Here is a 26632-nt window from a genome sequence, read left to right on the forward strand (position 1 = left end):
ATTAAAAGTAACCTTCTTTCTTACGCTGCTCCATGGAAGCCTCGGAAGTTTGATCATCCAGACGTGTCGCGCCCCGCTCGGTAATGGTGGTGGTCGCGGTTTCAACCACGATTTTGCTCACATTATCGGCATCAGAAATCACGGGGGCAGTGCAAGTGACGTCCCCGACAGTACGGAAGCGCACCTGCATATTGATCACTTCTTCACCGGCTTTAGGCTGGTTGATCACTTCGCCTGAAATCAGTGGCACATTAACTGGGAAAATCGCACCATTGCGCATGACCACATCACGTTGATGGGCAAAATAGATGCTAGGCAGCTCCAGTTTTTCGCGCTCGATATACTGCCAGACATCCATCTCCGTCCAGTTCGAGATGGGGAAGGCACGGATATTTTCGCCCTTGTGTACACGGGCGTTGTACAGGTTCCACAACTCTGGCCTCTGGTTTTTCGGATCCCATTGGCCAAATTCATCGCGGAAACTCATGATGCGCTCTTTGGCACGGGCTTTTTCTTCATCACGACGGGCGCCGCCGATGCAGCAGTCAAAGCCGAATTCTTCGATCGCCTCGAGTAAGGTCACGGATTGGTGTTTGTTACGGGGCTCGTCTGGCGTTTTCAGCACGACGGTACCGCGCTTCATGGAGTCTCCCACCGAGCGCACAATCAGGCGTTCGCCCAACTCAGCGGCGCGCTGGTCACGGAAGTTCACTACCTCCTGGTAGTTGTGACCGGTGTCGATATGCATGAGCGGAAAGGGGAAGCGGCCAGGACGGAACGCTTTCTCAGCCAGGCGTAAAATACACAAAGAGTCTTTGCCGCCTGAAAACAGTAATACCGGATTGGCACACTGGCCAGCCACTTCACGCAGGATATGAATGGCTTCTGCTTCCAGCCAGTCCAGATGAGATAAAGGTTGTTTAGTTGTCATCTTAATTATATTACCGATCAAATTTTTACCGCCAATAAACGCAGATACACGCTAACTGCTGCTTTAACGTTTACCGGCAGTTAACTATTTCTTTACGTGCAAACCGCATTCTTTGCTGGTCGGATCTTCCCACCACCAGCGACCGGCACGGATATCTTCACCCATGGCGACGGCACGCGTACAAGGCGCACAACCAATGCTGGGATAGAACTGATCATGCAGGGCGTTGTACGGTACTTCATACAGCCGGATATAAGCCCAGACTTCTTTTTCTGTCCAGTCACTGAGCGGGTTGAATTTTTCCAGTTGATTGCCAGCGTCAAATTCACGGGCTGGCAAATGACTGCGTGTAGCTGCTTGTTCGGCACGCATGCCGGTGACCCAGGCTTGTTTGCCGGCCAGTGCGCGCTGCAGCGGTTCTACCTTACGCATATGGCAGCAGGCCTTGCGTAATTCTATGCTTTCATAGAAGGCATTGATTCCATTGCGACGGACATACTGTTCTACGGCCTCATGCTTGGGGAAAAATACGACCGGTTTAGTGGCATAGGTTTGCTCGACTTCGCCCATCAAGGTGTAGGTTTCTGCTGGCAAGCGACCTGTGTCCAGCGAGAAAATCTCAATCGGCAGGGCTTCCTTGGCAATGATGTCAGTGAGCACCATGTCTTCTGCCCCATAGCTGTTGGCAAAAGTGATGGCTGGAAACTCGGCCACCGCGGACTGAAGCAAAGCCACGACAGCGGCACGCTTGGCCTGCACGGATGCGACTAACTCTTCAGTCAGTTCGGGGCGTGTTGCAGGATTGCTGGCTGCCGGTTTGAGCATGCTGACGCCGAAACTCATGCGCGTTGTATCCTTCTCCATACAGGCACATCACCGACGGCGCCTTGATATGGCTGGCTAAAGTCATTGAGGCTGGTCAAGGCATCTTCAGCTGAACGGTCGGCCCGAATTAAAAAGCTGGTGAAGCCTGCGCGTTTATGAAAAAACAATTGGTCACGCAGCACATCGCCAATTGCGCGTAACTCATTCTTAAAGCCATAACGTGTGCGTAGCCAGTTACCCAAGGTGAAAATGCGGCCATCGGCAAAGCGTTCCACATAAATCGCAATGATTGGCAAGGTGTTCAAATCTGCAAACTCAGCTTGCAGGGTCTCGGCAGATTCATTGGTGGCCAGCACAATGCCAAGTTCACCCGCTGCCAGACGCGCTTGCAATTCGGCTTTGCGTGCTTGCCAGACGGTAAGGGGAACCATAATCTTGCCGGTGGCAGGAATCTGGGTATTGGCGATTTGCTCCGGGCTGTAGGTTTGTTCGCCGGTCAGTTTAAACAGCACCACTTTACCCGCCTGTTTGCGCACAGACTCTTCTGCCGGTGCAGGCGGGATGACGCGGGTCCAGGTATCCGCCACAATGCTGGCGTGGCCGTTGGCATCGAGTTGAATTAATTGGCTCATTATGCAGACTCCTTTTCAGCGTAGACATGGGCCTTGAACGGCGCCACGCCCAAACGGCGTACGGTGTCAATAAAGCGCTCTTCATCGTTGCGCTCACGGACATAGACTTCAATCAGGCGTTTGACCACACCAGGCATTTCTTCGGCCGAGAAAGAAGGTCCGATCACGGTACCAATGCTGGCATCATTGCCTTGCTTGCCGCCAATGGTTACCTGATACCATTCGGAGCCATCCTTATCCACACCCAAAATACCGATATGGCCGACGTGATGGTGACCACAAGCATTCATGCAGCCGGAAATATTCAGTTCCAGATCACCAATTTCATACAGGTAATCCAGGTTGTCAAACTGCATCTGGATCGCTTCAGCAATCGGGATAGACTTGGCATTGGCCAAGCTGCAGAAGTCGCCGCCAGGACAGCAGATAATGTCAGTCAGCAAACCAATGTTAGGCGTGGCCAGACCCGCTGCACGGGCTTTTTCCCACACGGCAAACAGGTCAGACAATTGCACGTCTGCCAGAATCAGGTTTTGCTCATGGGAGGAGCGCAGTTCGCCAAAGCTGTAGGCATCGGCCAGGTCAGCCACCACATGCATTTGCTCACTGGTGATGTCGCCAGGGGCTTTGCCATGCGGCTTGAGTGACAAGGTCACAGCGCGGTAGCCAGGGACGCGGTGTGCGTGTACGCAACGTTTGACCCAGGCAGCAAAAGCCGGATTGCTCGCTACGGCAGCATCAAAAGATGCATCATGCGCTGGCAATGTTTTGTAGGGCATGGGCTCAAAGTATTGCGCCACGCGGTCGAGCTCAGCCTGGGTAATCGTGAGTGGGCCATCTTTAAGATGTGCCCATTCTTCATCCACCTGGCGTCTGAATTCATCAATCCCCAAGGCTTTGACCAAGATTTTGATCCGTGCCTTGTAAATATTGTCACGACGGCCATGGATGTTGTACACACGGATCACTGCTTCGCAGTAAGACAACACATGTTGCCATTCCAGATGTTCGCGAATCACCGTGCCCAAAATTGGCGTGCGGCCCAAGCCACCACCGACCCAGACTTTGATCGCCATCTGGCCTTGTGCGTCTTTGTAGAATTCAAGACCAATGTCATGTGCTTGCACGATCGCACGGTCTTTTTCCGTGCCTGAGACGGCAATCTTGAATTTACGTGGCAACAGGGCGAATTCAGGGTGGAAGGTGCTCCACTGGCGCATGATTTCAGCGATGGCACGCGGATCAATAATCTCGTCTGGCGCAATGCCGGCAAACTGGTCAGTGGTGATATTGCGGATGCAGTTACCAGAAGTCTGGATGGCATGCATTTCTACCGTTGCCAGTTCAGCCAGAATCTCCGGGGTATCTTCCAGCTTAGGCCAGTTGAGTTGCAGGTTTTGGCGGGTACTAAAGTGACCATAGCCACGGTCATAGCGCTTGGCAATGTCTGCCAGCTTGCGTAATTGTTTGCTGGACATCAACCCGTAAGGCACCGCAATGCGCAACATGGGCGCATGACGCTGGATATACAGGCCATTTTGCAGGCGCAAAGGGCGGAACTCTTCATCGGTGAGTTCGCCTGCCAGATAGCGGCGGGTTTGGTCGCGGTACTGTGCGACGCGTTCGTTAACAATTTGTTGGTCTATAGGATCGTATTTGTACATGCTTGAGTCACTTTGTTCGCAAAAAGCGAAGAGGCGGTATTTTAATGGAAAACCAGCTTAAAGCCTACATAAATCAATATCATAGCTAAAGCAATGCGTACCCAGTGTTCTGACACGCGTGCGCTCATATGGCTACCCAGGTAAATGCCGGGCAAGGAGCCGATCAGCAAGGTGCCGAGTAACTGGTAGTCTATGGTGCCCAGCGAGGCATGGCCGAGGCCGGCGACCAATGTCAGCGGGACGGCATGGGCAATATCACTGCCAACAATGGTGGTGATTTTTTCTTTTGGATATAACAGAATCAAGGCTGTCACGCCGAGTGCGCCAGCACCCACCGAGGTCAGCGTCACCAGTGCACCCAGTACGATCCCCAATAATACTGTTGCCACAGGCACGTATTTGGCGGGAATCCATTCTCCTTTAGAGGCCAGAGCCATCAATTTGTTGCGTAACAGGACGGCAGCAGAAGTAACAATCAAGGCAATCCCCAGCCAGAACTTGATGGTAGCGACCACATTGCCTGATTGCAAATCCATGCTGTGCAACGCCCACAAGGTCAACAATGAAGCGGGCACGCTACCTATAGCCAGGCGCTTAACAATCCGCCAGTCAATATTGCCCAGCTTGCCATGGGCAAAAATACCTACCGATTTGGTGATCGAGGCATACAGCAAATCTGTGCCGACGGCGACGGCGGGTTTAATGTTATAAATGAGTAAGAGAATAGGGGTCATCAGTGAACCACCACCTACCCCGGTCAAGCCCACTAAAAAGCCCACGACAAAGCCTGCCAATATATATCCGAATTCCATGAGGAGTATCTTGAAACGTTAAGCGCGGCATCATAACAAGTTTTTAAGTGTTGATTTAATAACAAATTCTTCTATGATATAGCTTTTGGTTATAAAGGGCGGGTATGAAGTTTCACCAGTTGCGTTATGTGCACGAGGTGGTGCGCCAACATTTGAATATCTCGGCGGCCTCTGAGGCTTTGCATACCTCACAACCGGGGGTGAGCAAGCAAATCCAGCTGTTAGAGGAAGAGCTTGGGTTGCAGATTTTTCAGCGTAACGGCAAACGTCTTATTGGTGTGACTGAGCCGGGCCGTAAAATCGTAGAACTTGCCGCACGTGTCATGCTGGATATGCAAAATATCAAGCGTGTTGGCGACGAATATAGCCGTGAAGATAGCGGTGAACTGACGATTGCCACCACACATACGCAAGCGCGGTATCGTTTGCCTGCTGCGGTTAAGCAGTTTATGGCACAGTACCCCAATGTCAAGCTAACTATCCATCAGGGTAATCCGTCGCAGGTCACCGAGCAGGTGGCTGCCGGCGAGGCAGACATTGGTATTGCGACCGAAAATATCAGCAAGGATGAGCGCTTGTCGTGCTTGCCATGCTACCGCTGGAACCGCTGCCTGGTGGTGCCGCCCGAGCATCCGCTGCTGGCAAATAAAATCTTGAGCCTGAAAGATCTGGTCAATTATCCGCTGATCACCTATGACTTTGCCTTTACTGGCGGCACACTGGTGTCTAAAGTCTTTCACGATGCCGGTTTGCAACCCAATGTGGTTTTTACCGCGATTGATGCTGACGTGATCAAGACCTACGTGAACCTGGGCCTGGGCATCGGGTTGATTGCCAATATGGCCTACGAAGAAAATCGTGATGCGCCGCTTAAAAGCCTGGATTGCAGTCACTTGTTTCCTGACAGTACGACCTATCTAGGCGTACGCCGGGATGCTTTCTTGCGTGATTACATGCTTAACTTTATCACCATGCTGTCGCCGGAATACGACAAGCGCAGCGTCCAGCGGGCCTTACACCAGGACTTGTGATGCGGGTCACATTGGCCAGCGTAAGCGCATGCTGTAATGCGGCATAGTGTTAATAGATTGAGAGGTCTTTCATGTGTTTAAGCCCCCTGAAGGGATTATGCTACCTCTGTTTTTGTATCCATTTCTCGGTCTGGGCGGCCCCAGCCAATGTCCGTGTGATTGGTCATGGCATGCCGGATGTCGATCTTGATAACGCCATTTATGAGGTGCCGGTCCAACCTGGCGTGAGTTACCAGGATCTGGTGGATAGCCTTAAATCACTGTCCGAGGGCATGAACTTTGTCAATCCGGCCAATTTTCCGATTGGTGACCATATGAAGCAGCGCGGCCAGGACCCGCAAGGGATCAAAGAGGTACGCACTTTTTGTAACCTGAGTATGGGCACTGAAATTATCCTCGATCATCCCGAGTTTCTGGTCTTTGCGCCATGCCGCCTGGCGATTTACGAAAAGCCTGATACGCATGGCAAACGGCAGCTTTACCTCGGGCTGGATCGGCCCACGCATGATTTGAAAAATATCAAACATCCCACCGCCAGGGCGCAAGCCTCGGCACAACAGCTTGAAAATGCCTTAATCGAATTGATGGAAAAAGCCCGTCGTGGGGATTTTTGATAGTTCTTAAAAAACATTTTTTAGCCACAGAGAACACAGAGTGCACAGAGTGCACAGAGTGCACAGAGAAAGGCGATGAGTGTGCACCATCTAGTAAATCAGAACATAGCGGATTGATGTTGTTGCCACTGTGGCCTCTGCGTTCTCTGTGGCTAAAATCTTTTTAAACGATTTCGCGCTTGTGGCAAAACAACAATCTTCCTCTTTTAGCCACCATCCCCTATACTCAACTTAACTTTTCACTGTTTGAGTACCGCTTATGATTCAACCTATGCTGATCGCTAAAAACAACGACATCGAAAGTGTGATGCTGCCCAAAATGGCCAACCGTCATGGCCTGATTGCCGGGGCTACCGGGACAGGTAAAACGGTCACTTTACAAAGCCTGGCTGAGCAGTTTGCGCGTATTGGCGTGCCAGTGTTCATGGCGGATGTCAAAGGTGACTTGTCTGGGATGAGCCAGGTCGGTGGCGGCAATGCCAAAGTCGAGGCGCGGGTACAGCAGCTGGCGCTGGCTGGCTATGTGAATAAAGCCTACCCGGTGATGTTCTGGGATATGTTTGGCGAAAAAGGCCATCCGGTGCGCACTACCCTCAGCGAAATGGGGCCACTGCTGCTGGCGCGCATGCTTAACCTCAATGAGGTGCAGGGCGGTGTCTTGAATGCGATTTTCAAAATTGCCGATGACAATGGCATGTTGTTACTGGACCTGAAAGATTTGCGCGCCATGGCGCAACATTGCGCCGAAAATGCCGCCAGTTATCAGACCCAGTACGGCAACATCTCAACTGCCAGTGTCGGTGCCATCCAGCGCGCGTTGCTACAGCTGGAGACCGAAGGTGGCGACTTGCTGTTTGGTGAGCCCGCCTTGAACCTTGAAGACATGATGCAAACCGATGGCAAAGGATTCGGGTTTATCAATATCCTGGCAGCTGACAAGCTGCTGAATTCACCGCGCGTGTATGCGACATTGTTGCTGTGGCTACTCTCTGAATTATTTGAAAAGTTGCCAGAAGTCGGTGATTTGGAAAAGCCCAAACTGGTGTTTTTCTTTGACGAAGCGCATCTATTGTTCAATGATGCGCCCGCTATTTTGATGCAAAAAATTGAGCAGGTGGTGCGGCTGGTCCGTTCCAAAGGCGTCGGTGTCTATTTCGTCTCGCAAAATCCATTAGATATCCCAGACGTTGTGTTGGGCCAGTTGGGTAACCGGGTGCAGCATGCACTGCGGGCGTTTACGCCGCGTGACCAGAAAGCGGTACAAGTGGCTGCACAAACCTTCCGCGCGAATCCCAAGCTGGATGTGGCGACGGCTATTACAGAGCTCGGCGTGGGCGAGGCGCTGGTGTCGTTCCTGGACGAAAAAGGTGCGCCGACGCCGGTTGAACGCCTCTTTGTCTGCCCACCCGAAAGCCGGATCGGACCCGCGACCGATCTGGAACGCAAACAGGTGATGGCGCAGTCACTGGTGGCAGGTGTGTACGACAAGCTGGTGGATCGAGAATCTGCTTATGAGATTCTCAAGCAGCGTGCCGAACAGGTGACCGCCGCCACGCAGGCGCAGGCACAAAAACAGGAAGAAGGCGGGGGCTTTGATTTGGGCGGGATACTGAGCGGTAAAAGCAGCCGCTCAGATTCGGTGCTGGAGTCCGCGGCCAAATCCGCCGCACGCGCCATCGGCTCGCAGTTGGGCCGGGCAATTATCCGTGGGGTGCTTGGCTCCATCATGGGGAGTGGCAAAAGCAAGCGTTAGCCTTAACTCCCATTTAGGAAAAAACCATGCGCAGTGATATCGAAATAGCCCAGGCCGCCACGTTAACGCCCATCGTCAACATTGCCCACAAGCTTGGTTTGGTTGCGGAAGATGTACACGCCTACGGTCAGCATATGGCCAAATTAACGCAGGCGACCGTCAACCGCTTGCAGGCCCAAAGCGCCAAAGCCAAATTGATTCTGGTGACTGCGATCAACCCGACGCCAGCCGGCGAAGGTAAAACGACCACCACGATAGGGCTCACTGATGCCTTGAACCTGGCGGGTTATCAGGCGATGGCCTGTTTGCGTGAGCCCTCACTGGGCCCCGTGTTTGGCATGAAAGGCGGGGCCACTGGCGGCGGCTATGCGCAGGTGGTGCCGATGGAAAATATCAACCTGCATTTTACCGGTGATTTTCATGCCATCAGTGCCGCCAATAATTTGCTGGCGGCGCTGATAGATAACCATATTTATCACGGCAACGCGTTGCAGTTTGACACGGTAAGCTGGCGCCGCTGCATGGATATGAATGACCGCGCCTTGCGGCGGGTGACGCTGGAAAATGACACACGTACCGGCTTTGATATTACCGTCGCCAGCGAAGTGATGGCCATTTTTTGCCTGGCGACCGATCTGGCGGATTTGACGCGTAGGTTGGGAAGGATTCAGGTTGGCTTGAATCAGTCGGGTCAGCCGATTTTGGCGAGTGATTTACAAGCCGAAGGTGCGATGGCCGCGTTGCTCAAAGACGCTTTCCAACCTAATCTGGTACAAACGCTGGAAGGGTCGCCTGCGTTGGTGCATGGGGGGCCGTTTGCCAATATTGCGCATGGCTGTAACTCATTGGTCGCCACCCAAACGGCCTTGCGCCTGGCGGATTATGTCGTGACCGAGGCCGGTTTTGGTGCCGACCTCGGCGCAGAAAAATTCATGGATATCAAATGCCGCCAGTCCGGCCTGCGGCCGGATGTGGCGGTGATTGTCGCCACGGTACGCGCCTTGAAATATCACGGGGGCGTGGATGTGGCGGATTTGAACCAGGAAAACCTCGCCGCCCTTAAGCTTGGTGTTGCCAATCTCAGCAAGCATGTGACTAATCTGCGCCAGCATTTCAATTTGCCAGTGGTGGTTGCACTCAATCATTTTACCGCGGATACCGAGGCCGAAATCGCCTTAATACAAGCAGCCGTGCAAGCCTTAGGCGCCAGTCTGCATGTCTGCCATCACTGGGCGCAGGGCGGGGCGGGGGCGATTGCGCTTGCCCATGCGGTGGCTGAGCTGGCAAAACAGTCCTCCGCACCTTCGTTATTGTATGCAGATCATTTATCGCTGGCTGAAAAGCTGGACACGATTGCACAAAAACTCTATGGCGCCAGCGAGGTGACGTTTAGTGCGCTGGCACAACAACAGCTTGCCCGTTTGGCAGAGTTGAGCCAGGGTTTGCCGGTCTGCGTTGCTAAGACACAGTATTCTTTCTCTTGTGATCCCAAGTTGCGTAATGTGCCGGAAGGACATGCCTTGCATGTGCGTGAGCTGCGCTTATCGCGTGGCGCGGGTTTTGTCGTGGCCGTCTGTGGCGATATCATGACCATGCCCGGATTGCCCAAACAGCCCGCCAGCAGCCGTATCCGCGTCGATACAGATGGTAGAATACAAGGGTTGTCCTGAAGTCTCTGTCATGCAAACGTTTAGTCAACTCGGCCAAGCCGATCAAACCATCAATAAATCCCGCTTTATCGCCCGCGCCAAGCGCTGTGAAAACGAGCGTGAACTGGCGTTATTTTTGCGCCAATTTGCCAGTGAGCATCAAACTGCCGGTCATCTGGCGTACGCGTTTCGCATGAAAACACCGGAAGGGATTGTGGCACGTTTTTCAGATGCGGGTGAGCCAGCAGGCACGGCGGGTAAACCCATCATGCAAATGCTGGATGGGCAGAATTATGTCAATTGCTGTGTTGCCGTGGTGCGCTACTATGGTGGCATTAACCTGGGCACGGGTGGCCTGGTACGCGCTTATGGTGGTACGGCAAAACAAGCAATGGACCAGGCAGGAAGCATGCCTTTTGTCGAGATGGTACAGCTGAAGATATCGACCACGTATAAGCGGGTAGATGAACTGACCAGGGAAGTACAAAAGTGCCAGGGGGAGATCCTGGATAAACAGTTTGATGAGGCGGTGCACTTCCTACTCAAGCTGCCGATGGATGCCGCCCAACAAATACGCGCCAAGTTTTAGTCGCGTAACAGACTCAACAAACGAGGAACCGGAGTTCGCTGTGAACCAAACTCAACGACTGGATACTGCCACCTTTGTATTGATGGTGGGATTAATGTGGCTGGTATTGCAGGTGCAATTATTGCCCGCGCTGCTGGTCGGCATGCTGGTGTTTGAGCTGATTCATGTCATTTCGCCGCTGATTGCACGCAAATTGCCGGGTAAATATGCCAAATGGCTGGCAGTCATGCTGATTGCCACGCTGGTGATCGGCCTGCTGGTTGCCTTGGGCATGGGGATTGTGACCCTGATCCGCAGTGACAGCGGCGGTTTGGCCATGTTGTTTGATCAACTGGCTAGAATCATTGAAGACTCGCGCAAAGTGTTGCCGCCCTGGCTCAACGAGCGTTTGCCAGATGATGCGATTACCTTGCAGCAAACCGTGATTGAGTGGTTACGTTCACATTCGGCAGATTGGCAATTGCTGGGCAAGGAGGCCGGGCATCATCTGGCGCATATTCTGATCGGCATGGTGATCGGGGCCATGGTCGCCTTGCATGATGTGCAAACACACGGTAACCATAAACCGCTTGCGCAAAGCCTGCTCAATCGCATCACGCTGTTTGCGCTGGCGTTTAAAAATATCGTGTTTGCGCAGGTGAAAATTTCCGCGGTCAACGCCAGCCTGACCGCGATTTACCTGATCGTGATTTTGCCGTTGTGCGGTGTACATCTACCATTCACCAAGACCATGATTGCGATTACCTTTTTGGTTGGCTTGCTGCCTGTGGTGGGCAACCTGATGTCCAATACCGTGATTGTCATTGTCAGTACCAGCCATTCCTTTGTGATTGCCATGGGCTCGCTGGCCTTTTTAATCGTCATCCACAAACTGGAGTATTTTTTAAACGCGCGCATTGTCGGCGGGCAAATCCGGGCGCATGCCTGGGAGCTGCTGGTAGCCATGTTGCTGATGGAGGCCACCTTTGGATTGCCGGGCATTGTGGCGGCCCCTGTTTACTATGCCTACATTAAAAGTGAATGCCGGGCTCGGGATTGGATTTAATCAACGCTTTAGCGTATTGAGTACAGTAAAGATGTAGCTGTCAGCATGGCCGTCATGGTCATGCTTTTTTGAAAGTGATGATACGGTGTGTCAAAGATGACCCGAACGGGCCATTGTATGCAGATTGGCAAATAGGTATTCTACACACATCGCAAGGACGCAATAAATGACAGGGTTTAATCTAAAAGTATTATGGTTTGGATTGCTAATCCTGCTCATAGTCAGCATTTTGGATGCTTTTGTGTAATTGTGGCGTGTTTTTCAAGTTTAAAGTCTCTTTAGCCCCGACCAGTCGGGGCTTTTTCTTTTTGGCGCTAATAACTAATGCCTTTGGATGAAGGGGCTTTGATGTTATTGCGCTTTTGCCAATGCGCCTGCTGCCGGGACGTCATCATTGAGCGTTTTTAAAAAAGCCACAATCGCGTCAATCTCCTGGGCATTGAGCGGTGCTTGATCGCCAGCCTGCTGACCAAAAGGCGCTTTGGTCTCGATGTTGTCGCGGTATTTTTCTGGCAGGTCATTATATTTTTGCAGCCCGCCTTTGCGGTCCTGCGGATACCATTTTTCTGGGGCAGTATCGCGTTCAGCATAAAAACGCACGGCATCCCTGAGGATATGTACAACGCCGTTATGAAAAAAGCTTTTTTTACGGGCGACGTTGCGTAAGGTGGGGACTTTAAAGAAGCCGCAGTATTCTGCATTCAGATCTTGCCTGGCCGGGCCACATAATCCCAGGTCGTAATAGTGCCGGTCATGATTTTGCTTGATGTGCTGGTTGCGCGGCAGGCCCAGCGCAGCATAGCCATGATCGGTAAACTGCGGCAAGGCCCCATGTATGACCGCCGCCTGGTGGCAACTTGCACAGTTACCTTTATTGGGATCCATAAATAGCCGAAAGCCTTTTTCTTCCAGCGGTGTAAAGCTGGCATTGCCTTGCATGACGTGATCAAACTTGCTGGAGTAGGGGGCAAATTCTGCCGCGTCTTGCTGGTAGGTTTGCAAGGCCAATAACACTGCATCTGTGAGGGCGGCGTCAGACTGCAAACTTTCCGCGCCAAACAGCTGTGCGAACACTTTAGGATAGGCGGTGCGTATTCTTTTTGCGATCAGCGTTGGTGTTGAGGCCATTTCATTACGCGAAAACAAAGGGATTTTTGCTTGTTCTGCCAAGGTATTCACCCGGCCATCCCAGGTGTAGCCACCGGCCGGCCCATTATCAAACCCCGGCTGTAGCCCCTCATCTTCAGTGTAATGTTCTGTGAAAGGGGGCGTGGATTGCAAATACATCAGTGTAGGGACGGCCCGTGTCCCTATGAGTTGCATATGGTCACCGCCCTTTTGTACCGCTTTGGAGTTGTTTGGGGTAAAGCCATACTCCGCCTGATGGCAGCTGGCACACGATAGTTTGCCCGACGCCGACAGTTGCCTATCATGGAACAGTTGCTTACCCAGTGCGGTTAATGTCTGGTGACGTGCGGCGGCTGACAAGGTATTGGCGGGTTGGGACGCTTGCGCAGGCACGACGGAGAGGGCGTCATCTTCATGCGCAGTCAATGGCAATGCAGCCAGGCAAAACAGGGAGAGCAATAAGGTTTTCAAGGTGGACATGGTCGTGACTGAAGTGAATAAAAAAGCGGATAAACAAGCTGCTCATCCGCTTTGTTGATCACAAAGAGGTGATTATTTGGACTGACGTCTGCGCAACATAAGCCCCGTCAAGCCCAACCCAGCCATCATCATTGCCGTGTTGCTGGCTTCAGGAACGGCCGCGGCGGTGACGCGCACAGCACTTCCGGAGAGCGCACTGATGGTCACGCCTGCGTCGGTGCTTTGGAACATGTTGCTGGTGCTGGCCGCATCTTGTGTATCTACCAATGCACTATAGCCAGTCGCCCCAAATTGGCCCGAACCGAAAATAATGTCATAGCTGCCTGCTGTCAGGTGAACGGTGCTGCCCAGGGACGCAAGTTGATCGCCACCGGTGGCAGAAAAAACCGTATGTGCAAGGCTGTTGGCGGCCAAGGTGCTGCTGTTCCAGTCGCCCGCTTTGACAATCGCGCCAAAAATATTGCCATCTGAGAATTGGCTGAAGTTACCGCCAATGTAGGAAATATCCATACTGTTGCTCAAGGTGAGGCGCACGCCCAGGTAATCCGTGTTGTCGATAATGTAGTTACCGACGGCGGCAGATTCGCTCACATAGTCTGCACTTGAAAACACGATGGTAGGGGTGGCTGCAAAGCTGCTGTTAGATGCCAAGGTGAAGGCTACCAAGCTGGCAAAGCCTAAAGATTTGATCATGATTCTTCTCCAAAAATTAAGATTCAGTCAGCGCAATTGATGGCTCAATTGCGCTGTATTTTTTATGATTAAAATGCCAGGGCGTTAGTCAGGTCGCCCATGATATTGGCGCCATGGCTTTGCAAGCTTTCATCACGTTTTTTCAGGCCATCCAATGGTGGCAGTGAGTAACGGTGGCTGATAAAACGCAAGGCAGAGCCGGTGTCGTATTGGGTATGATCCACGGCCCCTTTTTTGGCGAAAGGTGAAATGATCAAGGCAGGAATACGGGTGCCTGGACCGACCAAATCGCCTTTGGGTGGGACCGCGTGGTCAAACTGGCCACCAAATTCATCATAAGTGATCAACACCAGTGTGTTGTTCCATTGCGGGCTGTTTTGCAGCTGGTTGATGATGGTCATGACTTCATCATCTGCATTGGTCACGTTGGTGTAGCCAGGGTGCTGGTTCAGGTTGCCAATCGGCTTGTAGAATGAAACGGCTGGCAAGGTGCCTTGTGTAATGTCATTCAGCAAATCGGCACGGTCCTGCAAGTGGCTGTTACGGTAAGTGCCATGGACCACTGGGTCAAAATTTGCATAGTAGTTAAATGGCTGGTGATGGGCCTGGAAGTCGCCGTGGCTGGCGTCAGCAACCCCAAAACTATTGGATTTGTAGACATTGCTGCGGTCGTTGACGGCATCGCTCCAGCCGCCGGAGTACCATTTCCAACTAATTTGCTTGCCATCCAGCAGGTCAGCAATCGTGGTAATGGTTTGTGCGGGCAAGGTAGTCGAGGCCGATGGGTTGGCATACAGCAACTGGTTACCTGAGGCGCTGGTCACAGGCGCATTCCCGCTTGGTTGGAACGGTGGCTGCATGGTGTTGACGGCACGGTAGCCGTCACCCGCACCAAAGTAGTCCAATGGGGCAATATTGCCGCTCTTGAATGAGGTGTTGGTGGCGTTGGTGCCAATCGCAGACGCGCTCATGGCGCTATTGCGGGCCAATTGTGGCACGCCATTGACTGGCGTAGTCAATACATTGAGCGAGGCCTTGTTATTGGCAACGGTATCGGCGGAAATCGCTGGTGCACATGCACAAACCAGGTATTGATGGTTCAGGAATGAACCGCCGTATGCAGCTTGGTAGAAGTTGTCTGCCAGCGTGTATTTTTTCGCCAGACCCCACAGTTGCATTTTGCTGCCATCAAAATAACCCATGGATAAACCACCGGCATCACTAAAGGCTGCATACAGGTTATTCTGGCCGCCATTGATTTGCATGGCGTTCTCAAAAAAGCGGTGGTACAAATCTCGGGTGATGTTGTTGCCAGTCACCAGGCCATAGCCGAATTGGTCACTCGTGGCATCGATCTGGAATGGCGCATTTGGCCAAACACCGGTCGTTTGTGCCTGGGTGATTGCTTGACCCGCGGTATTTTTCTGCCCATTGGCCAGCATGCCGCCCCAAGCGGGTGGCAAGGTAGTCAGCGTGGTAGTGTAGTCACGGTCTACTTGTTTGATTGCCTTGGCTTGTGGCGTATTCAAACCATTTGCGCCTGGATATTTGCCAAACAGATTGTCAAAGCTGCGGTTTTCGAGGTAGATCACCACAAAATGCTCGATTTTGTCCAGATTCAGACGGTTGCTAAGGGCTTTATTCAAGTTGCCTTTGCCACCCGCTTCACGGACCGCTTCGGCAAGACGGTTTTGCAACTCATCGTTTTCGGTCAGCAGGCTGTCAAGGTCTGCGCCTGTGCTCGTTTGTGTGAAGTCACCTTCGAGTTGGGATCCGCTGACATGTAATCTGGCGGCCAGACGGTCACGTGCAGTCATGTAGTCAAGATTGCTGCCTTCCATGAGCGCCTGGATTTCAGTGCTCAACGCGCTGACCGCAGTTGCGTTTTGTGCCGCTGCGCGATACACAAACTTGCCTGCTTGCGCGACCACGGCGCCATTGCCTGCCAGGTTAAATTCACCGTTGGTATTGGTCTGTGTGCTGACTTCACTGCCGTCACAACGGGCATTCAGGTTGGCGTCAATACACACCAAGGTATTGGCAAGCTTGGCACCATGCAAGCCGATCACGACACCAGAGGTGCTGGCAGCAGCCAAAGCTTGGCCGCTTAAGGCCATCAATACTGCTGCTGAAATTGGTAACAAACGAAAAAAATTCATAAATCATCCCCATATCAAGAGCGCAAGAACAATTCTTGAGCCCGGAAAATCCTAACGTGGCTTTGTAACAGGCATTCAGTGGTCCGGCGCCTGAAACGTAGCTCATGATGACTAGCGGGCGTGATGGTTTTATGAAGGTTCCGTGAAACCAGCGCTGGCTTACATTTTTTAATATTTTAGGCGGTGTTGAACGGCATCAAACTAGTCAGGTCCGTCATATAAATTTCATTTTTCCGCAACTTTTCTGACACAGAGTTTTTCAAGAATGCATGGGCTAACACAAGCAAATGACTTGTGACATGACAAACACGTTAAGTGTACAAAAACATAATATAACCATCTGTGAGAGGATGAATGATGACATTGAAACCTTGGCTCATGGCAGGGTTTGTGGGAGCTTCTTTGCTCTCTCAAGCGCACGCCGCAGAATTAATCCAAAATGGTGGCTTCGAGGTGCAGGGCGTAGACGCCTATGACCTCGTCGGCTGGCAAGTGGCTGAAGCCGGCGTGGTTGGCAGCGTACTGTCACAGCAAGGCACCACTTCTGAAGTCACTGCACACACGACCGTTGGTGCTTACCAGGGCACACATTACGGTTTGCTCGATAATTACGGCCTGGCCAGTAACGTTTTGTATCAGAACTTCACGACGTCTGCGGTCAGCCAGGCGACCTTGACCTTCCAAATGTTTGTCAACAATCAGGCAGTCAGCACAGCAGTGGATGCAGGCGGTCTGGATTACAGCGTTGACGCGACCGACCATCCCAACCAGCATGTCCGTGTAGATCTCTTAAAGGCGGGCAGTGATCCTTTTTCTACCAGCCAGGGCGATGTCCTGCAGAGCCTGTATCTGGGCGGTGCCAATGGCACGCTGGCTGCCAACAATTACCTGAGCTACCAGTTTGACTTGACCCCGCTCCTGTCCGGCGGCGGCCAGTTCATGTTGCGATTTGCCAGTGTGGCCAATCAGAGCTCACTGCAACTGGGCGTAGACAATATTAGTTTGCAAACGGCTTCTGCAGTCCCAGAAGCGGATAGCAATGCCTTGATGCTGGTAGGGCTTGGTCTGATTGCCGTCATCATGCGCAGACGCGCACAATAATTAATAACGAATATCTTTGAGGAAACGAACATGCAACTGTTTAACTTAAAACGTACTGCTATGTTGGCCATGCTGCTGGGCACACAAGTCTCGCTGACACAACCTTTGATGGCGGAAGAAAACGCCCAGTTTTGGCTTAACGATGGTGCAGCTAGCCTGAACGACAGTAAAAAGCTGGTACCCAACGCCCGCAAAGCCAAAAACGTGATTCTGTTTGTAGGCGATGGTATGGGGATTTCGACAGTGACCGGTGCCCGTATTTTTGAAGGCCAGCTCAAAGGTATCGACGGTGAGCGCAATAAGCTGTCTTTTGAAGAATTCCCTTATGTCGCGTTGTCCAAAACGTATTCAACCAACCAGCAGACTTCAGATTCTGCACCGACCATGACTGCCATTATTTCTGGCGTGAAAACCAATGACGGCATCATTTCACTGAACCAGTCGGTCGCCCGTAACGAGGCGAATCCAGCGGTAATCAATACCAATAAAGTGACTACCTTCCTGGAGCAGGCTGAGCAAGCGGGTAAAGCCACGGGTGTGGTCTCTACTGCGCGTATCACGCATGCTACCCCGGCAGCGACTTATGCGCATATTTCCAACCGTGACTGGGAAGCCAATGCTAACCTGTCTGCGGCGGCGGCCAGCAATGGCGTGAAAGATATTGCGGCGCAACTGATCGACAATTTTGGGAATGGCAAAATCGGCGATGGGATTGATGTGGTGTTTGGCGGTGGCCGCAGCTACTTTTTGCCTAATAGCATTAAAGATATTGAAGGCGCCAAAGGCCGCCGTACAGATGGCCGTAACCTGACGCAAGAATACGTGAGCAAGTTTGGCGGCGTCTATATCGAAAATCAATCGGCATTCAATGCTTTGAATCCAGCCACGACTAACAAAGTGTTGGGCTTGTTTAACCCATCGCACATGGAATACGAGCAAGACCGCCCAAATGATATTGCCGGTGAACCTTCGTTGGCAGAAATGACAGGCAAGGCCATCGACATATTGAAGAAAAACCAGAATGGTTTCTTCTTGATGGTAGAGGGTGGCCGGATTGACCATGCCTCCCATGCGGGGAATGCTTACCGCACCTTTAAAGATGCGGTAGCGCTGTCGGATGCGGTGCGTGAAGCGGCTTCAAAAGTGAACCTGAATGATACTTTGATTATCGTGACCGCTGACCATAGTCATACCTTGACCATTGGCGGCTATCCAAAACGCGGCAACCCGATTCTGGGTAAAGTAGTAGAGCCAGGTAAAACGACACCAACCCTGGCTGCAGACGGTAAGCCTTACACCACAGTGAGCTTTGCTAACGGCCCTGGCTACCACACCAACTCCCCAGGCGATGCAGTTTACAATGAGGCGATTGCTGCTGGCCGTGTGGTTGACATGTCTGGTGTAGATACTGAAGATCCAGACTTCCACCAGGAAGCCCTGGTGCCACTGAGCTCTGAAACCCACGCGGGTGAAGAGGTTGCGATTTACGCTGTCGGCCCTAAAGCTTATCTGGTGCATGGCGTTCAGGAACAAAGCTATATTTACCAAGTGATGAAAGACGCGTTTGGTTTTTAATCACACGCTAAGATTAGCACTGAAAAATCGCGTATTTTAATGGCAGGGCAGCGCAAGCTGCCCTCTGCCTTTAGTGAGAAATGGAATGATGATGAAATTGAAACAAACCGCTAGCAGCTTTGCCTTGCTGATGACGATGATCAGTGCCGGCGCCTCTGCCGAAGAAGCCGTCAATGCGCGCTACGAAACCGTACAGTGCGCATCCCCCTGCCAGACTGAAGCTGCCAAGCACTTGCAATGGTGGTTAATGCGCGACCAGGATGAAGTGGAAATCCGCAACCTATACCAAAATGGCGAGCCTGCACACCACAGCAGCTTGTGGCAGAAAAAACCGGGTGGGCAATTCAGCTATGTCTACCTGATGCATGACGAACGCCGCGCCATTGATTATGCGGATGTGGATTTGAAATTGTTGGCGATCAAAATGGATGAGGCTGCATGGCAGCTCAAAACACAGTTGGTGACTGACTCTGAACTGGCCAGCCTGCAAAAAGTAGCGGGCGAAGCGGGTAAACAATATGGCTATGTGGTGGAAAAGTATACCGGTATCTTGGGCAATGGCATCCAAAGCCAAGTATGGTGGATACCTGCCTTGAAGCTGCCTTACAAGGTGGAATATACCTATCCACAACACACGGTCAGCATACAGTTGCAGGCCTTGCAGCCGGCGGCCAAGTCTGACCGGCCCGTTGAAGTCGCGCCTAAAACGTCCTTGACTGCCTTAAGCCAATACCAGCATGTCGATTATGCGGATTTGGGGGATATGGAGCACAACCCTTCCGAAATGCAATGGCTTGCCAAAGCACATGATGCTCCTGGCCTGCAAACGCATCATCATTAGATCATTCATTTATCAAACTCGGCCAGGACCACAGGGATGTCATGTGTGCATGGCCTAGTCTCAAATATCGCAAAGAATGCGTGTTTATTGATGTGATGTGAGCGTGCATCATAGCTTCCGGCAAGCCGCTGGCCGAAATTACGGCCGGGCGGTGTGGCCTTTCCAGTCATCGGCTATAATGCCAGCATGATGTTTCAAATTATTCAGCTCCTTTTATTGGTCGTGATTATTGCCATGCTGGTGTGGCAGTCGCGACGTCAACAGCAAGCGGCGCAGCAGGCGCTGTCACAACTCCTGGCGCAACAGCTGGAAGAAAAACACCGCATGATGCTGCATGAAATGCACCAGTCCCTAAACCAGCTGGCGGATCGCTTGCAAAGTCTGAATACCGATCAGCAAGACCGGTTGCGCGCCCAACTGTCGCAAGAGTTGACGGCCACGCGGGACGCGATGCAGACCTTGCGTGAATCCATGCAACAATTACAGGTCGCTCAGCGCGATCACTTGAGCCAGAGCAGTGAGCAACTCAGCCTGAGTTTGCGTAACGGCTTGTCAGAGCAGGGCATGTTGCAGCAAAATCTGCTCAATACCGCCTTGCAAACCACCACCCAAAGCCTGACGCAGAGTATCGAAGCGCTCACCAAGATTGTAGATACACGGCTGGAAGAAATGAGCGGTAAGGTCTCCGAGCGCCTGGAGGCGGGCTTTAAGAAGACCAACGAAACCTTTGTCAGCGTGATGGCCAGATTGGCAACGATTGATGAAGCGCAAAAGAAAATTGATGGCCTGAGTGTGAATGTGGTGAGCCTGCAAGAGTTGCTGGGCGACAAACGCAGCCGCGGTGCCTTTGGTGAGGTGCAGCTTGAGGGCTTGATCCGTAATGTACTGCCTAACACCAGCTTTGCCATGCAGCACACGCTGAGTAATGGTGCACGCGTGGATTGTGCCTTGTTCTTGCCCGAGCCGACTGGCACGGTGGCGGTAGACAGTAAATTCCCGCTGGAGAATTATCACCGCATGATTGATAGCAGCCAGGGGGAGGTCGGCCAGGCGCAGGCTGCCAAGCTATTTAAGGCAGACGTCAAAAAGCATATTGATGACATTAGCAGCAAATACATCATTGCCAACGAGACTTCGGATGGCGCCGTGATGTTTATCCCTGCTGAAGCGGTGTTTGCCGAAATCCACGCTTATCATCGGGATGTGGTCGATTATGCGATGCAAAAGCGTGTCTGGATGGTTTCGCCCACTACCCTGATGGCGGTGCTGAATACAGCGCGCGCGGTGCTTAAAGATGTTGAGATGCGCAAGCAGGTGCATATCATCAAGGACGAACTGGGTAAATTGAGTAAAGACTTTGACCGCTTTGATACCCGCATGAAGAAACTGGCCGATAATATCCGCCAGGCGCATGAAAATGCGCAGGATGTGCATATCAGCAGCCAGAAAATTTCCAGGCGCTTTGCCCAGATAGAGAAGGTCGAGCTAGCCCAGGCGAGCCTGGAAACCCTGGAATTGCTGGACGAATTAGACGAGGTTGGAAAGAACACCCCCACATGAAGATCACCATTTTATATTTTGCACGCATCAAAGAGGTGGTGAATTACTCCTCTGAAGACGTAGAGTTACCAGACGAGGTAGAAACCATCGTTGCACTCAAATCCTGGTTGTCCGGCCGCGGCGAGACCTGGCAAAAACTGTTTAACGGCAGCGGCGTCGTGCGTGCGGCCATCAATCATGAGTTGGTTGATGATATGGCCACCTTTGATGAAGGTGATGAGGTGGCGTTTTTCCCACCTGTGACCGGAGGCTGACTTGAGCACGCTGGCATATCTGGAAATATCCGTCCAGCCTGAGGACTTTGACCTGGGCCATGAATTGCAGCGCCTGCGGCACGCCTCGCCAGAAGCCGGGGCACTGGTGAATTTTGTCGGCTGGGTGAGAGAGCACGCCAGTCAAGGCGCATTAAGCCAGATGTTGATTGAACATTATCCTGGCATGACCGAAAAAGCCTTGCAGAGTATTGTGCAGCAGGCGGCTAGCCGCTGGCCGTTGTTAGGCGTGCGCTTGATCCACCGCGTGGGCGTATTGCCTGCCCAGGCGCAGATTGTACTGGTGGCGGCGACCAGCTTGCACCGCCAGGCAGCCTTTGATGCCTGCGCCTTTATGATGGACTATTTGAAAACTGACGCACCGTTCTGGAAAAAAGAAATCGGTGCGTTTGGTGAGCACTGGGTAGAGGCCCGTGTCTCTGATGAACAAGCAAAACAACAATGGAAACAGCCCTAAATGATGCAAGTCCTCAGCCCTGAAGAAATGACCGTTTCCTATAAACTGTCGCCCATGTCATTTGAGTCCACTGCCGATCTGCTCGATGCGAGTGAGTTCAGCCTGACCGACTATGGCTGGAAACTGCAGCCGGAAGCGCAGAAAACATTGATGATGGGCCTGTCGTTACAGCAGGATGGGTGTAATGTGCTGGTGTTGGGGACGCCCGGCTCAGGCCGTGCCGGGCTCACACTGGCGGCGATGAAAGCCTCTGCGATGACCGGGATTGATACCACGCTGACCGACCTGGTGGCGTTGTATGATTTTAGCCAGCAATCCTGTGCCAATTACATCAAACTGCCGGCCGGATTGGGCGCCCAGTTACGCACGGTCATGGAGTCCTTTATCAAGGGATTGGTGGCCGAAATGCAGCAATGGGTAGACGCCAATGGCCAGGTGAATGTTCCGCAAGCTGAAACCTGGCTTGAAGAGCGCGTGGATGGCTTGCGCTCACAACTGAGTAGTGCCAAATTGTCGCCATTTTTTAATGTGATCAAGCCCGAGGTATTGGCTTATTTACAGGCTTGGCAACAAGTCGGCAGTGAAGGGGACAGCGGCACCGATGGGTTGATCAATGACGGTTTCTTATCCCGTTTTCGCGTGAATCTATTAGTTGATCAGCGCGCTAACCTGACCTCGGGCATCAAACAGCCGGTGGTGGAAGATAAAGATCCCGGCTTTGCCGCTTTATTTGGCATGCTGGAAACGGCAGCCGGGGAATCGGCGCAATGGCCTGAGTTTTTACGGTTGCGTGCCGGTAGCGTGCATCAGGCCGATGGCGGGATGTTGCTATTGCATTTACGCGATCTTATGCAGGATGAAGGCAATGGCAGTGCCTTGCTTGAAAAACTGTATCGCCTCATGCGTAACCGCGAGGTGCAGATTGAAGACTGGGCGAATCACGCACAACAGGGGGCAGGCGGGAATCGCCACGGCGCGTTACCGGTCCATGTCAAAATAGTCATGATTGCCAGCCGTGAAGATTATTACGATTGCCTTGAAGCACAACCAGATTTCTTTGATTTCTTCCCGGTAAAAGTCGAGTTCGAAGACCGCGTCGCCGCGACCTTGGATAATTATGCCTGGGTGGCGGGCTATATTGCGCGTAAATGCCAGCAACAGGTGATGCCGCATTTTACAAGTGCAGCAGTGAATGTACTGTTGCAGTTCATGCACAGGCTGGAAGAAGACCAAGGCCGTATCAGTACGCGGTTTGTGCATCTGGATCAGCTCATGCATGAGAGTGCGGCAGTGGCTGCCGAGGCGCGCTTGGTGACCGATGCGCATGTGAAGCAGGCGCTGTCTGCGCGGTTATTGCGTCAGCAGTTTTTTGAAACACAGATCCGTGACTCGATTATTGATAATGAATTATTGATCCAGGTGCACGGCAGTGTGGTGGGTCAAGTCAATGGCCTGACCCACATCGAGTTGGGCGATGCCAGTTTCGGTTCGCCTATCCGCATTACCGCCCGTTGCTATCCCGGCCGTAGCGGCGTCATTAATATTGACCGCGAAGTGAATATGAGTGGCCCTACGCATGACAAAGGTATTTATATTCTGCAAAACTGGCTCAGTGCCAGTTTTTGGGCGCTGGCCCCATTAAGCCTCAACGCTTCACTGGTGTTTGAGCAAGAATATAACGGGGTAGAAGGTGATTCTGCCTCTTGTGCTGAATTGTTTGCGCTGTTGTCGGCGTTGACTGGCTTACCAATTAAACAAGGGATGGCAGTCACGGGTGCCCTGAACCAGTTTGGCGAAGTGATGCCAATAGGGGGCGTGAATGAAAAAATTGAGGGTTATTTCCGTGTTTGCCAGGCCTTGGGCTTAAATGGCGAGCAGGGTGTCATTATCCCCAAACGCAACCAGCGTCACCTGGTGCTGGATGAGACGGTGGTAACCGCGGTCAATAACGGCATGTTCAAGATCATTGCCATCGACCACGTACTGGAAGGCATTGCCCACTTGACCGACTGTGAAGCAGGTGTGCAAGAGGCTGACGGCACCTATCAGGGCGACACGCTGATGGCGCGCGCACAAGCTGCACTGGCCAGCTACCGGCAAACACTGGAACGTAATCAGGCGCGCATGTTCCATAACCAGCAACAACAAGATCATCAACCCTTCTGATTTATGCCACGTACGCATCACCGCAAGCAAGAAGCCCCGCCAGAAAAGGATGACGGTTGCCGTCTCGATAAATGGCTGTGGGCGGCCCGTTTTTTTAAAACCCGTAGCCTGGCGGCCGATGCGGTCGATGCTGGCAAAGTGCGTATTGATGGCGACCGTGCCAAAAATGCACGAGAAATGAAGCCTGGTATGCGCGTGAGTATCAAAAACAAGGATATGCAGATAGAGGTCGAAGTGCTGGCGCTCAGTAATGTGCGGCGCGGTGCCCCCGAAGCCGCTTTGCTATACCGCGAGACAGAGGAAAGTCAGCGCATGCGCCAACAGGTCAAAGAGAGTGGGGCAGACCAGTTTGCTGAGCGCGACCGGGGTATGGGGCGCCCGACCAAGCGCCAGATGCGCGAAATTCAGCGTTTTACTGGCCGCGGCTAAGCTGGTCTATCTAGCGTTACTGTCTAGCTGGCCTAGCCAAAACTGGGTATGCCAAGCTGACTTCGTTTGGAATAGATTAGTTGGGTCTGCGGGCGCCGTTGCTCAAGCCGGTTTTGGCAACCGCTTGTGCGCGGCAAGACACATCCAGTTTCTGGAAAATACGTTTCAAGTGGTTTTTCACAGTGTTGGCGCTGATGCTCAAGATCATGCCTATTTCCAGGTTGGTCTTGCCACTGCGGACCCAATGCAGGATTTCCTGCTCACGGTCTGATAACCCGCCTTGGGCCATGCTATCCAGCAGGTCTTCGTCTTTGATCACTGGTTTGAGATGTCCAATGCGGCGGATGGCAGCATCCAAGTGCGGCATGATCATGCCCAGCATCTGGTCGGGGACGTGAAACTCTTTGGTGCGGTCAAAAAACACATAAATACAGTCTGACTTGCCACGGGTGTCACGCACGCCATACACCATGAGCGAGTGCATTTTGATCAACTGCTGGGTGAACGGGTTGGGGGACTGCGCATGGATGCCGGTGGCATCAAAGCGGTTAATCACAAACCATTTTTCGTCATTTTCTACCCAGCGTTTATAAAGGTTGCACATCAGGTAATTGACAATGGCCGAGTCTTCCAGCAAACGCTGGGTGGACATTTCCGGGATGGCGGAAGACACATCGAAATGCAATTCGCCGGTACTGAAGTCACCCCAAGCCGCCAATAGCGCATCATGCCGCATCAACGGATGAATATCCTGTTTCAGCCACTCAAAGAATTCGATATGCCGTTTAATCGCATAGGATTTCTGTATGGCTTGCAAAATGCCTTCCCAATGGGTTTGTTTTTTTTGTACTAGCATGCAATGACCTCAAACGTAATGAGTAGGGCAGCATTGCCCGTTGTTTCATGGTTTAAGTGCTTTACGGCATCTGAAATTAATTCTTTAACCACAGACCAGTTAAGCCTTGCAAAGGCCTATATTTGATATGGCGCAAAGGGTGAACGAATTAGTCATATCGTTTTCATACTGTTTTGGGCCTTGAGGTAAAATAAGGCTGGTCAAATCAGGTTGCTTATAAGGCATACACATTCATGGGTATCTTGAAAAAACTTCCAGGTGGCGTGCGTTATCCCAGCTACAAAGAGTGGCAGTTGCTCAAGAAGCTGCCTAAATGGTGGCTGTTAGGGAGCGTTCTGTTTGCCTCGCCGATTGTGTATGACTGGTGGCAGTCAGGCGATTTGCTGGCGCACGACCTCGAACGCAATTCTATGTTTCTCGGCTTGCTGTTTACGTTCTGGTTTTTTATCGGCGCCGCGATGATAGGCTTGATCGTGATCATTATCATGAAGGGGCCAGGCTATGTCGCCGACCCTTATTACTTGCCTAAAGAAGATAAGTCCCTGGAAAATCCACCCAAAAAATGATCAGTGCTTGATCAAGCACGTGAAAAGAGTTTATAATCGCGTGTTTTGCAACCTTGCCACACTTTGTTCAGGCGTTTTAAGTTTGTTCTGAAGGTGGCTTTAACCACAAGGAAATCTCATGCGACACTATGAAATCGTGTTTATTGTTCACCCTGACCAGAGTGAACAAGTGCCTGCAATGATTGAGCGTTACCGCGCACAAATCACAGGCAATGGCGGCAACATCCACCGTCTGGAAGACTGGGGCCGTCGTCAACTTGCCTACCCAATTCAAAAAGTACACAAAGCGCACTACGTGTTGATGAACATCGAGTGCAGCCAAGAAGTGCTGGAAGAGTTGGAGCACGGCTTCAAATTTAACGATGCTGTATTACGTCACCTGACCATCTCGACTAAAACAGCCGTCACAGCACCAAGCCCAATGATGAAAGAGGAAAAATCCAAAACCATCGTGGGTGACGCACCTGCTGCGACCACTGAGGCAGCTGCTTAAGGGTTGTGAATACGCTGGTGATTGCGGCAACCATTCACTCTGTTGAAGCGTTGCGTTACACACCGGCAGGCTTACCCTTGTTGCGATTGCAATTGCAACATGATTCAGAACAGCAAGAAGCCGGGATGAATCGCAAGGTGCAGTGTCAGTTACCCGCAGTACTGATTGGCGAAAAAGCCAATCTGCCATTGCAAAGCGGCGATCAAATCAAAGTAAAAGGGTTTTTGGCACAACGCAGTGCAAAGAGCACACAGGTGGTACTGCACATACAAGAGTTACAGCGAATACAGTATTAAAGAATTTAAGGAGTT

Annotated in this window: 26 protein-coding genes; 17 read left to right on the top strand and 9 right to left on the bottom strand. The window is 52.0% G+C overall.

Annotated features, from left to right (window positions below; all coding sequences use genetic code 11):
• Position 1 precedes the first annotated feature (1 nt).
• The 5 genes from cysD to ACIDF8_RS04455 all read right to left on the bottom strand — a co-directional run bounded on the left by cysD (position 2) and on the right by ACIDF8_RS04455 (position 4864).
• Complete coding sequence (cysD, locus tag ACIDF8_RS04435; protein WP_412009381.1) at positions 2-931, bottom strand: sulfate adenylyltransferase subunit CysD; 930 nt, start codon at positions 929-931, stop codon at positions 2-4.
• A gap of 84 nt (positions 932-1015) precedes the next feature.
• A complete protein-coding gene (locus ACIDF8_RS04440) occupies positions 1016-1774 on the bottom strand; it encodes a phosphoadenylyl-sulfate reductase (RefSeq protein WP_412009382.1) in 759 nt (252 codons plus the stop codon).
• A complete protein-coding gene (locus tag ACIDF8_RS04445; RefSeq protein ID WP_412009383.1) occupies positions 1771-2388 on the bottom strand; it encodes a DUF934 domain-containing protein in 618 nt (205 codons plus the stop codon). The genes ACIDF8_RS04440 and ACIDF8_RS04445 overlap by 4 nt, the downstream gene beginning before the upstream one ends.
• Positions 2388-4052 carry a nitrite/sulfite reductase gene (locus ACIDF8_RS04450; protein WP_412009384.1) on the bottom strand — a complete coding sequence of 555 codons (1665 nt, stop codon included), beginning with the start codon at positions 4050-4052 and terminating at the stop codon, positions 2388-2390. The genes ACIDF8_RS04445 and ACIDF8_RS04450 overlap by 1 nt, the downstream gene beginning before the upstream one ends.
• A 41-nt stretch (positions 4053-4093) precedes the next feature.
• Positions 4094-4864, bottom strand: a complete 771-nt coding sequence (locus tag ACIDF8_RS04455) for a sulfite exporter TauE/SafE family protein (protein ID WP_412009385.1) — start codon at positions 4862-4864, stop codon at positions 4094-4096.
• A 104-nt stretch (positions 4865-4968) separates the two neighbouring features.
• Between ACIDF8_RS04455 and ACIDF8_RS04460 the strand changes: the two genes are divergently transcribed.
• The 6 genes from ACIDF8_RS04460 (at position 4969) to ACIDF8_RS04485 (ending at position 11545) form a co-directional block, all read left to right on the top strand.
• Positions 4969-5895 carry a CysB family HTH-type transcriptional regulator gene (locus ACIDF8_RS04460; RefSeq protein ID WP_412009386.1) on the top strand — a complete coding sequence of 309 codons (927 nt, stop codon included), beginning with the start codon at positions 4969-4971 and terminating at the stop codon, positions 5893-5895.
• Between the two features lie 71 nt (positions 5896-5966).
• Positions 5967-6509, top strand: a complete 543-nt coding sequence (locus ACIDF8_RS04465; protein WP_412009387.1) for a DUF302 domain-containing protein — start codon at positions 5967-5969, stop codon at positions 6507-6509.
• Positions 6510-6768: 259 nt separating this feature from the next.
• Positions 6769-8262, top strand: a complete 1494-nt coding sequence (locus ACIDF8_RS04470) for a helicase HerA-like domain-containing protein (protein ID WP_412009389.1) — start codon at positions 6769-6771, stop codon at positions 8260-8262.
• A 26-nt stretch (positions 8263-8288) separates the two neighbouring features.
• Positions 8289-9932: a formate--tetrahydrofolate ligase gene (locus ACIDF8_RS04475; RefSeq protein WP_412009390.1), complete on the top strand. Its 1644-nt coding sequence runs from the start codon at positions 8289-8291 to the stop codon at positions 9930-9932.
• A 10-nt stretch (positions 9933-9942) separates the two neighbouring features.
• On the top strand, positions 9943-10500 hold the full coding sequence (locus ACIDF8_RS04480; RefSeq protein ID WP_412009392.1) for an IMPACT family protein: 558 nt from the start codon (positions 9943-9945) through the stop codon (positions 10498-10500).
• A gap of 40 nt (positions 10501-10540) precedes the next feature.
• Positions 10541-11545 carry an AI-2E family transporter gene (locus ACIDF8_RS04485; protein ID WP_412009393.1) on the top strand — a complete coding sequence of 335 codons (1005 nt, stop codon included), beginning with the start codon at positions 10541-10543 and terminating at the stop codon, positions 11543-11545.
• A 351-nt stretch (positions 11546-11896) separates the two neighbouring features.
• Here ACIDF8_RS04485 and ACIDF8_RS04490 read toward each other — a convergent pair whose 3' ends face one another.
• The 3 genes from ACIDF8_RS04490 to acpA form a co-directional block, all read right to left on the bottom strand.
• Positions 11897-13153 (bottom strand): cytochrome-c peroxidase, encoded by a 1257-nt coding sequence (locus tag ACIDF8_RS04490; RefSeq protein WP_412009394.1) that lies wholly within the window; start codon positions 13151-13153, stop codon positions 11897-11899.
• Between the two features lie 72 nt (positions 13154-13225).
• Positions 13226-13846, bottom strand: a complete 621-nt coding sequence (locus ACIDF8_RS04495; protein ID WP_412009395.1) for a hypothetical protein — start codon at positions 13844-13846, stop codon at positions 13226-13228.
• Between the two features lie 68 nt (positions 13847-13914).
• Complete coding sequence (gene acpA, locus ACIDF8_RS04500) at positions 13915-16005, bottom strand: acid phosphatase (protein ID WP_412009396.1); 2091 nt, start codon at positions 16003-16005, stop codon at positions 13915-13917.
• 354 nt (positions 16006-16359) lie between these two features.
• Here acpA and ACIDF8_RS04505 point away from each other — a divergent pair, with 354 nt between their 5' ends.
• The 8 genes from ACIDF8_RS04505 to ACIDF8_RS04540 all read left to right on the top strand — a co-directional run bounded on the left by ACIDF8_RS04505 (position 16360) and on the right by ACIDF8_RS04540 (position 24406).
• Positions 16360-17106: a hypothetical protein gene (locus tag ACIDF8_RS04505; RefSeq protein WP_412009397.1), complete on the top strand. Its 747-nt coding sequence runs from the start codon at positions 16360-16362 to the stop codon at positions 17104-17106.
• Positions 17107-17136: 30 nt separating this feature from the next.
• Positions 17137-18681 carry an alkaline phosphatase gene (locus ACIDF8_RS04510; RefSeq protein ID WP_412009398.1) on the top strand — a complete coding sequence of 515 codons (1545 nt, stop codon included), beginning with the start codon at positions 17137-17139 and terminating at the stop codon, positions 18679-18681.
• Positions 18682-18772: 91 nt separating this feature from the next.
• The gene (locus tag ACIDF8_RS04515; RefSeq protein WP_412009399.1) at positions 18773-19522 is read left to right on the top strand and encodes a hypothetical protein; all 750 of its coding nucleotides are present in this window, start codon (positions 18773-18775) and stop codon (positions 19520-19522) included.
• Positions 19523-19708: 186 nt separating this feature from the next.
• Positions 19709-21082 carry a DNA recombination protein RmuC gene (gene rmuC, locus ACIDF8_RS04520; protein WP_412009400.1) on the top strand — a complete coding sequence of 458 codons (1374 nt, stop codon included), beginning with the start codon at positions 19709-19711 and terminating at the stop codon, positions 21080-21082.
• Positions 21079-21336 carry a molybdopterin converting factor subunit 1 gene (moaD, locus tag ACIDF8_RS04525; protein WP_412009401.1) on the top strand — a complete coding sequence of 86 codons (258 nt, stop codon included), beginning with the start codon at positions 21079-21081 and terminating at the stop codon, positions 21334-21336. Before rmuC ends, moaD begins: the two co-directional genes overlap by 4 nt.
• A gap of 1 nt (position 21337) precedes the next feature.
• Complete coding sequence (locus ACIDF8_RS04530; protein ID WP_412009402.1) at positions 21338-21811, top strand: molybdenum cofactor biosynthesis protein MoaE; 474 nt, start codon at positions 21338-21340, stop codon at positions 21809-21811.
• Complete coding sequence (locus ACIDF8_RS04535) at positions 21812-23977, top strand: Lon protease family protein (RefSeq protein WP_412009403.1); 2166 nt, start codon at positions 21812-21814, stop codon at positions 23975-23977.
• Positions 23978-23980: 3 nt separating this feature from the next.
• Entirely contained in the window at positions 23981-24406 is a 426-nt protein-coding gene (locus ACIDF8_RS04540; protein ID WP_412009404.1) for an RNA-binding S4 domain-containing protein, read from the top strand.
• A 76-nt stretch (positions 24407-24482) separates the two neighbouring features.
• On the opposite strand, the gene epsA is transcribed toward ACIDF8_RS04540, so the two are convergent.
• Entirely contained in the window at positions 24483-25262 is a 780-nt protein-coding gene (gene epsA, locus ACIDF8_RS04545) for an XrtB/PEP-CTERM-associated transcriptional regulator EpsA (RefSeq protein ID WP_412009405.1), read from the bottom strand.
• A 233-nt stretch (positions 25263-25495) separates the two neighbouring features.
• On the opposite strand from epsA, the gene ACIDF8_RS04550 reads away from it, so the two are divergent.
• The 3 genes from ACIDF8_RS04550 to priB all read left to right on the top strand — a co-directional run bounded on the left by ACIDF8_RS04550 (position 25496) and on the right by priB (position 26617).
• Positions 25496-25828: a hypothetical protein gene (locus tag ACIDF8_RS04550; RefSeq protein WP_412009406.1), complete on the top strand. Its 333-nt coding sequence runs from the start codon at positions 25496-25498 to the stop codon at positions 25826-25828.
• 118 nt (positions 25829-25946) lie between these two features.
• Positions 25947-26321 (top strand): 30S ribosomal protein S6, encoded by a 375-nt coding sequence (gene rpsF, locus ACIDF8_RS04555; protein ID WP_018985612.1) that lies wholly within the window; start codon positions 25947-25949, stop codon positions 26319-26321.
• 5 nt (positions 26322-26326) lie between these two features.
• Positions 26327-26617 (top strand): primosomal replication protein N, encoded by a 291-nt coding sequence (gene priB / locus ACIDF8_RS04560; protein WP_018985611.1) that lies wholly within the window; start codon positions 26327-26329, stop codon positions 26615-26617.
• The last annotated feature ends 15 nt before the right edge of the window (positions 26618-26632 follow it).

Source organism: Methylophilus sp. 3sh_L (genome assembly GCF_046766015.1).
GTDB lineage: Bacteria > Pseudomonadota > Gammaproteobacteria > Burkholderiales > Methylophilaceae > Methylophilus.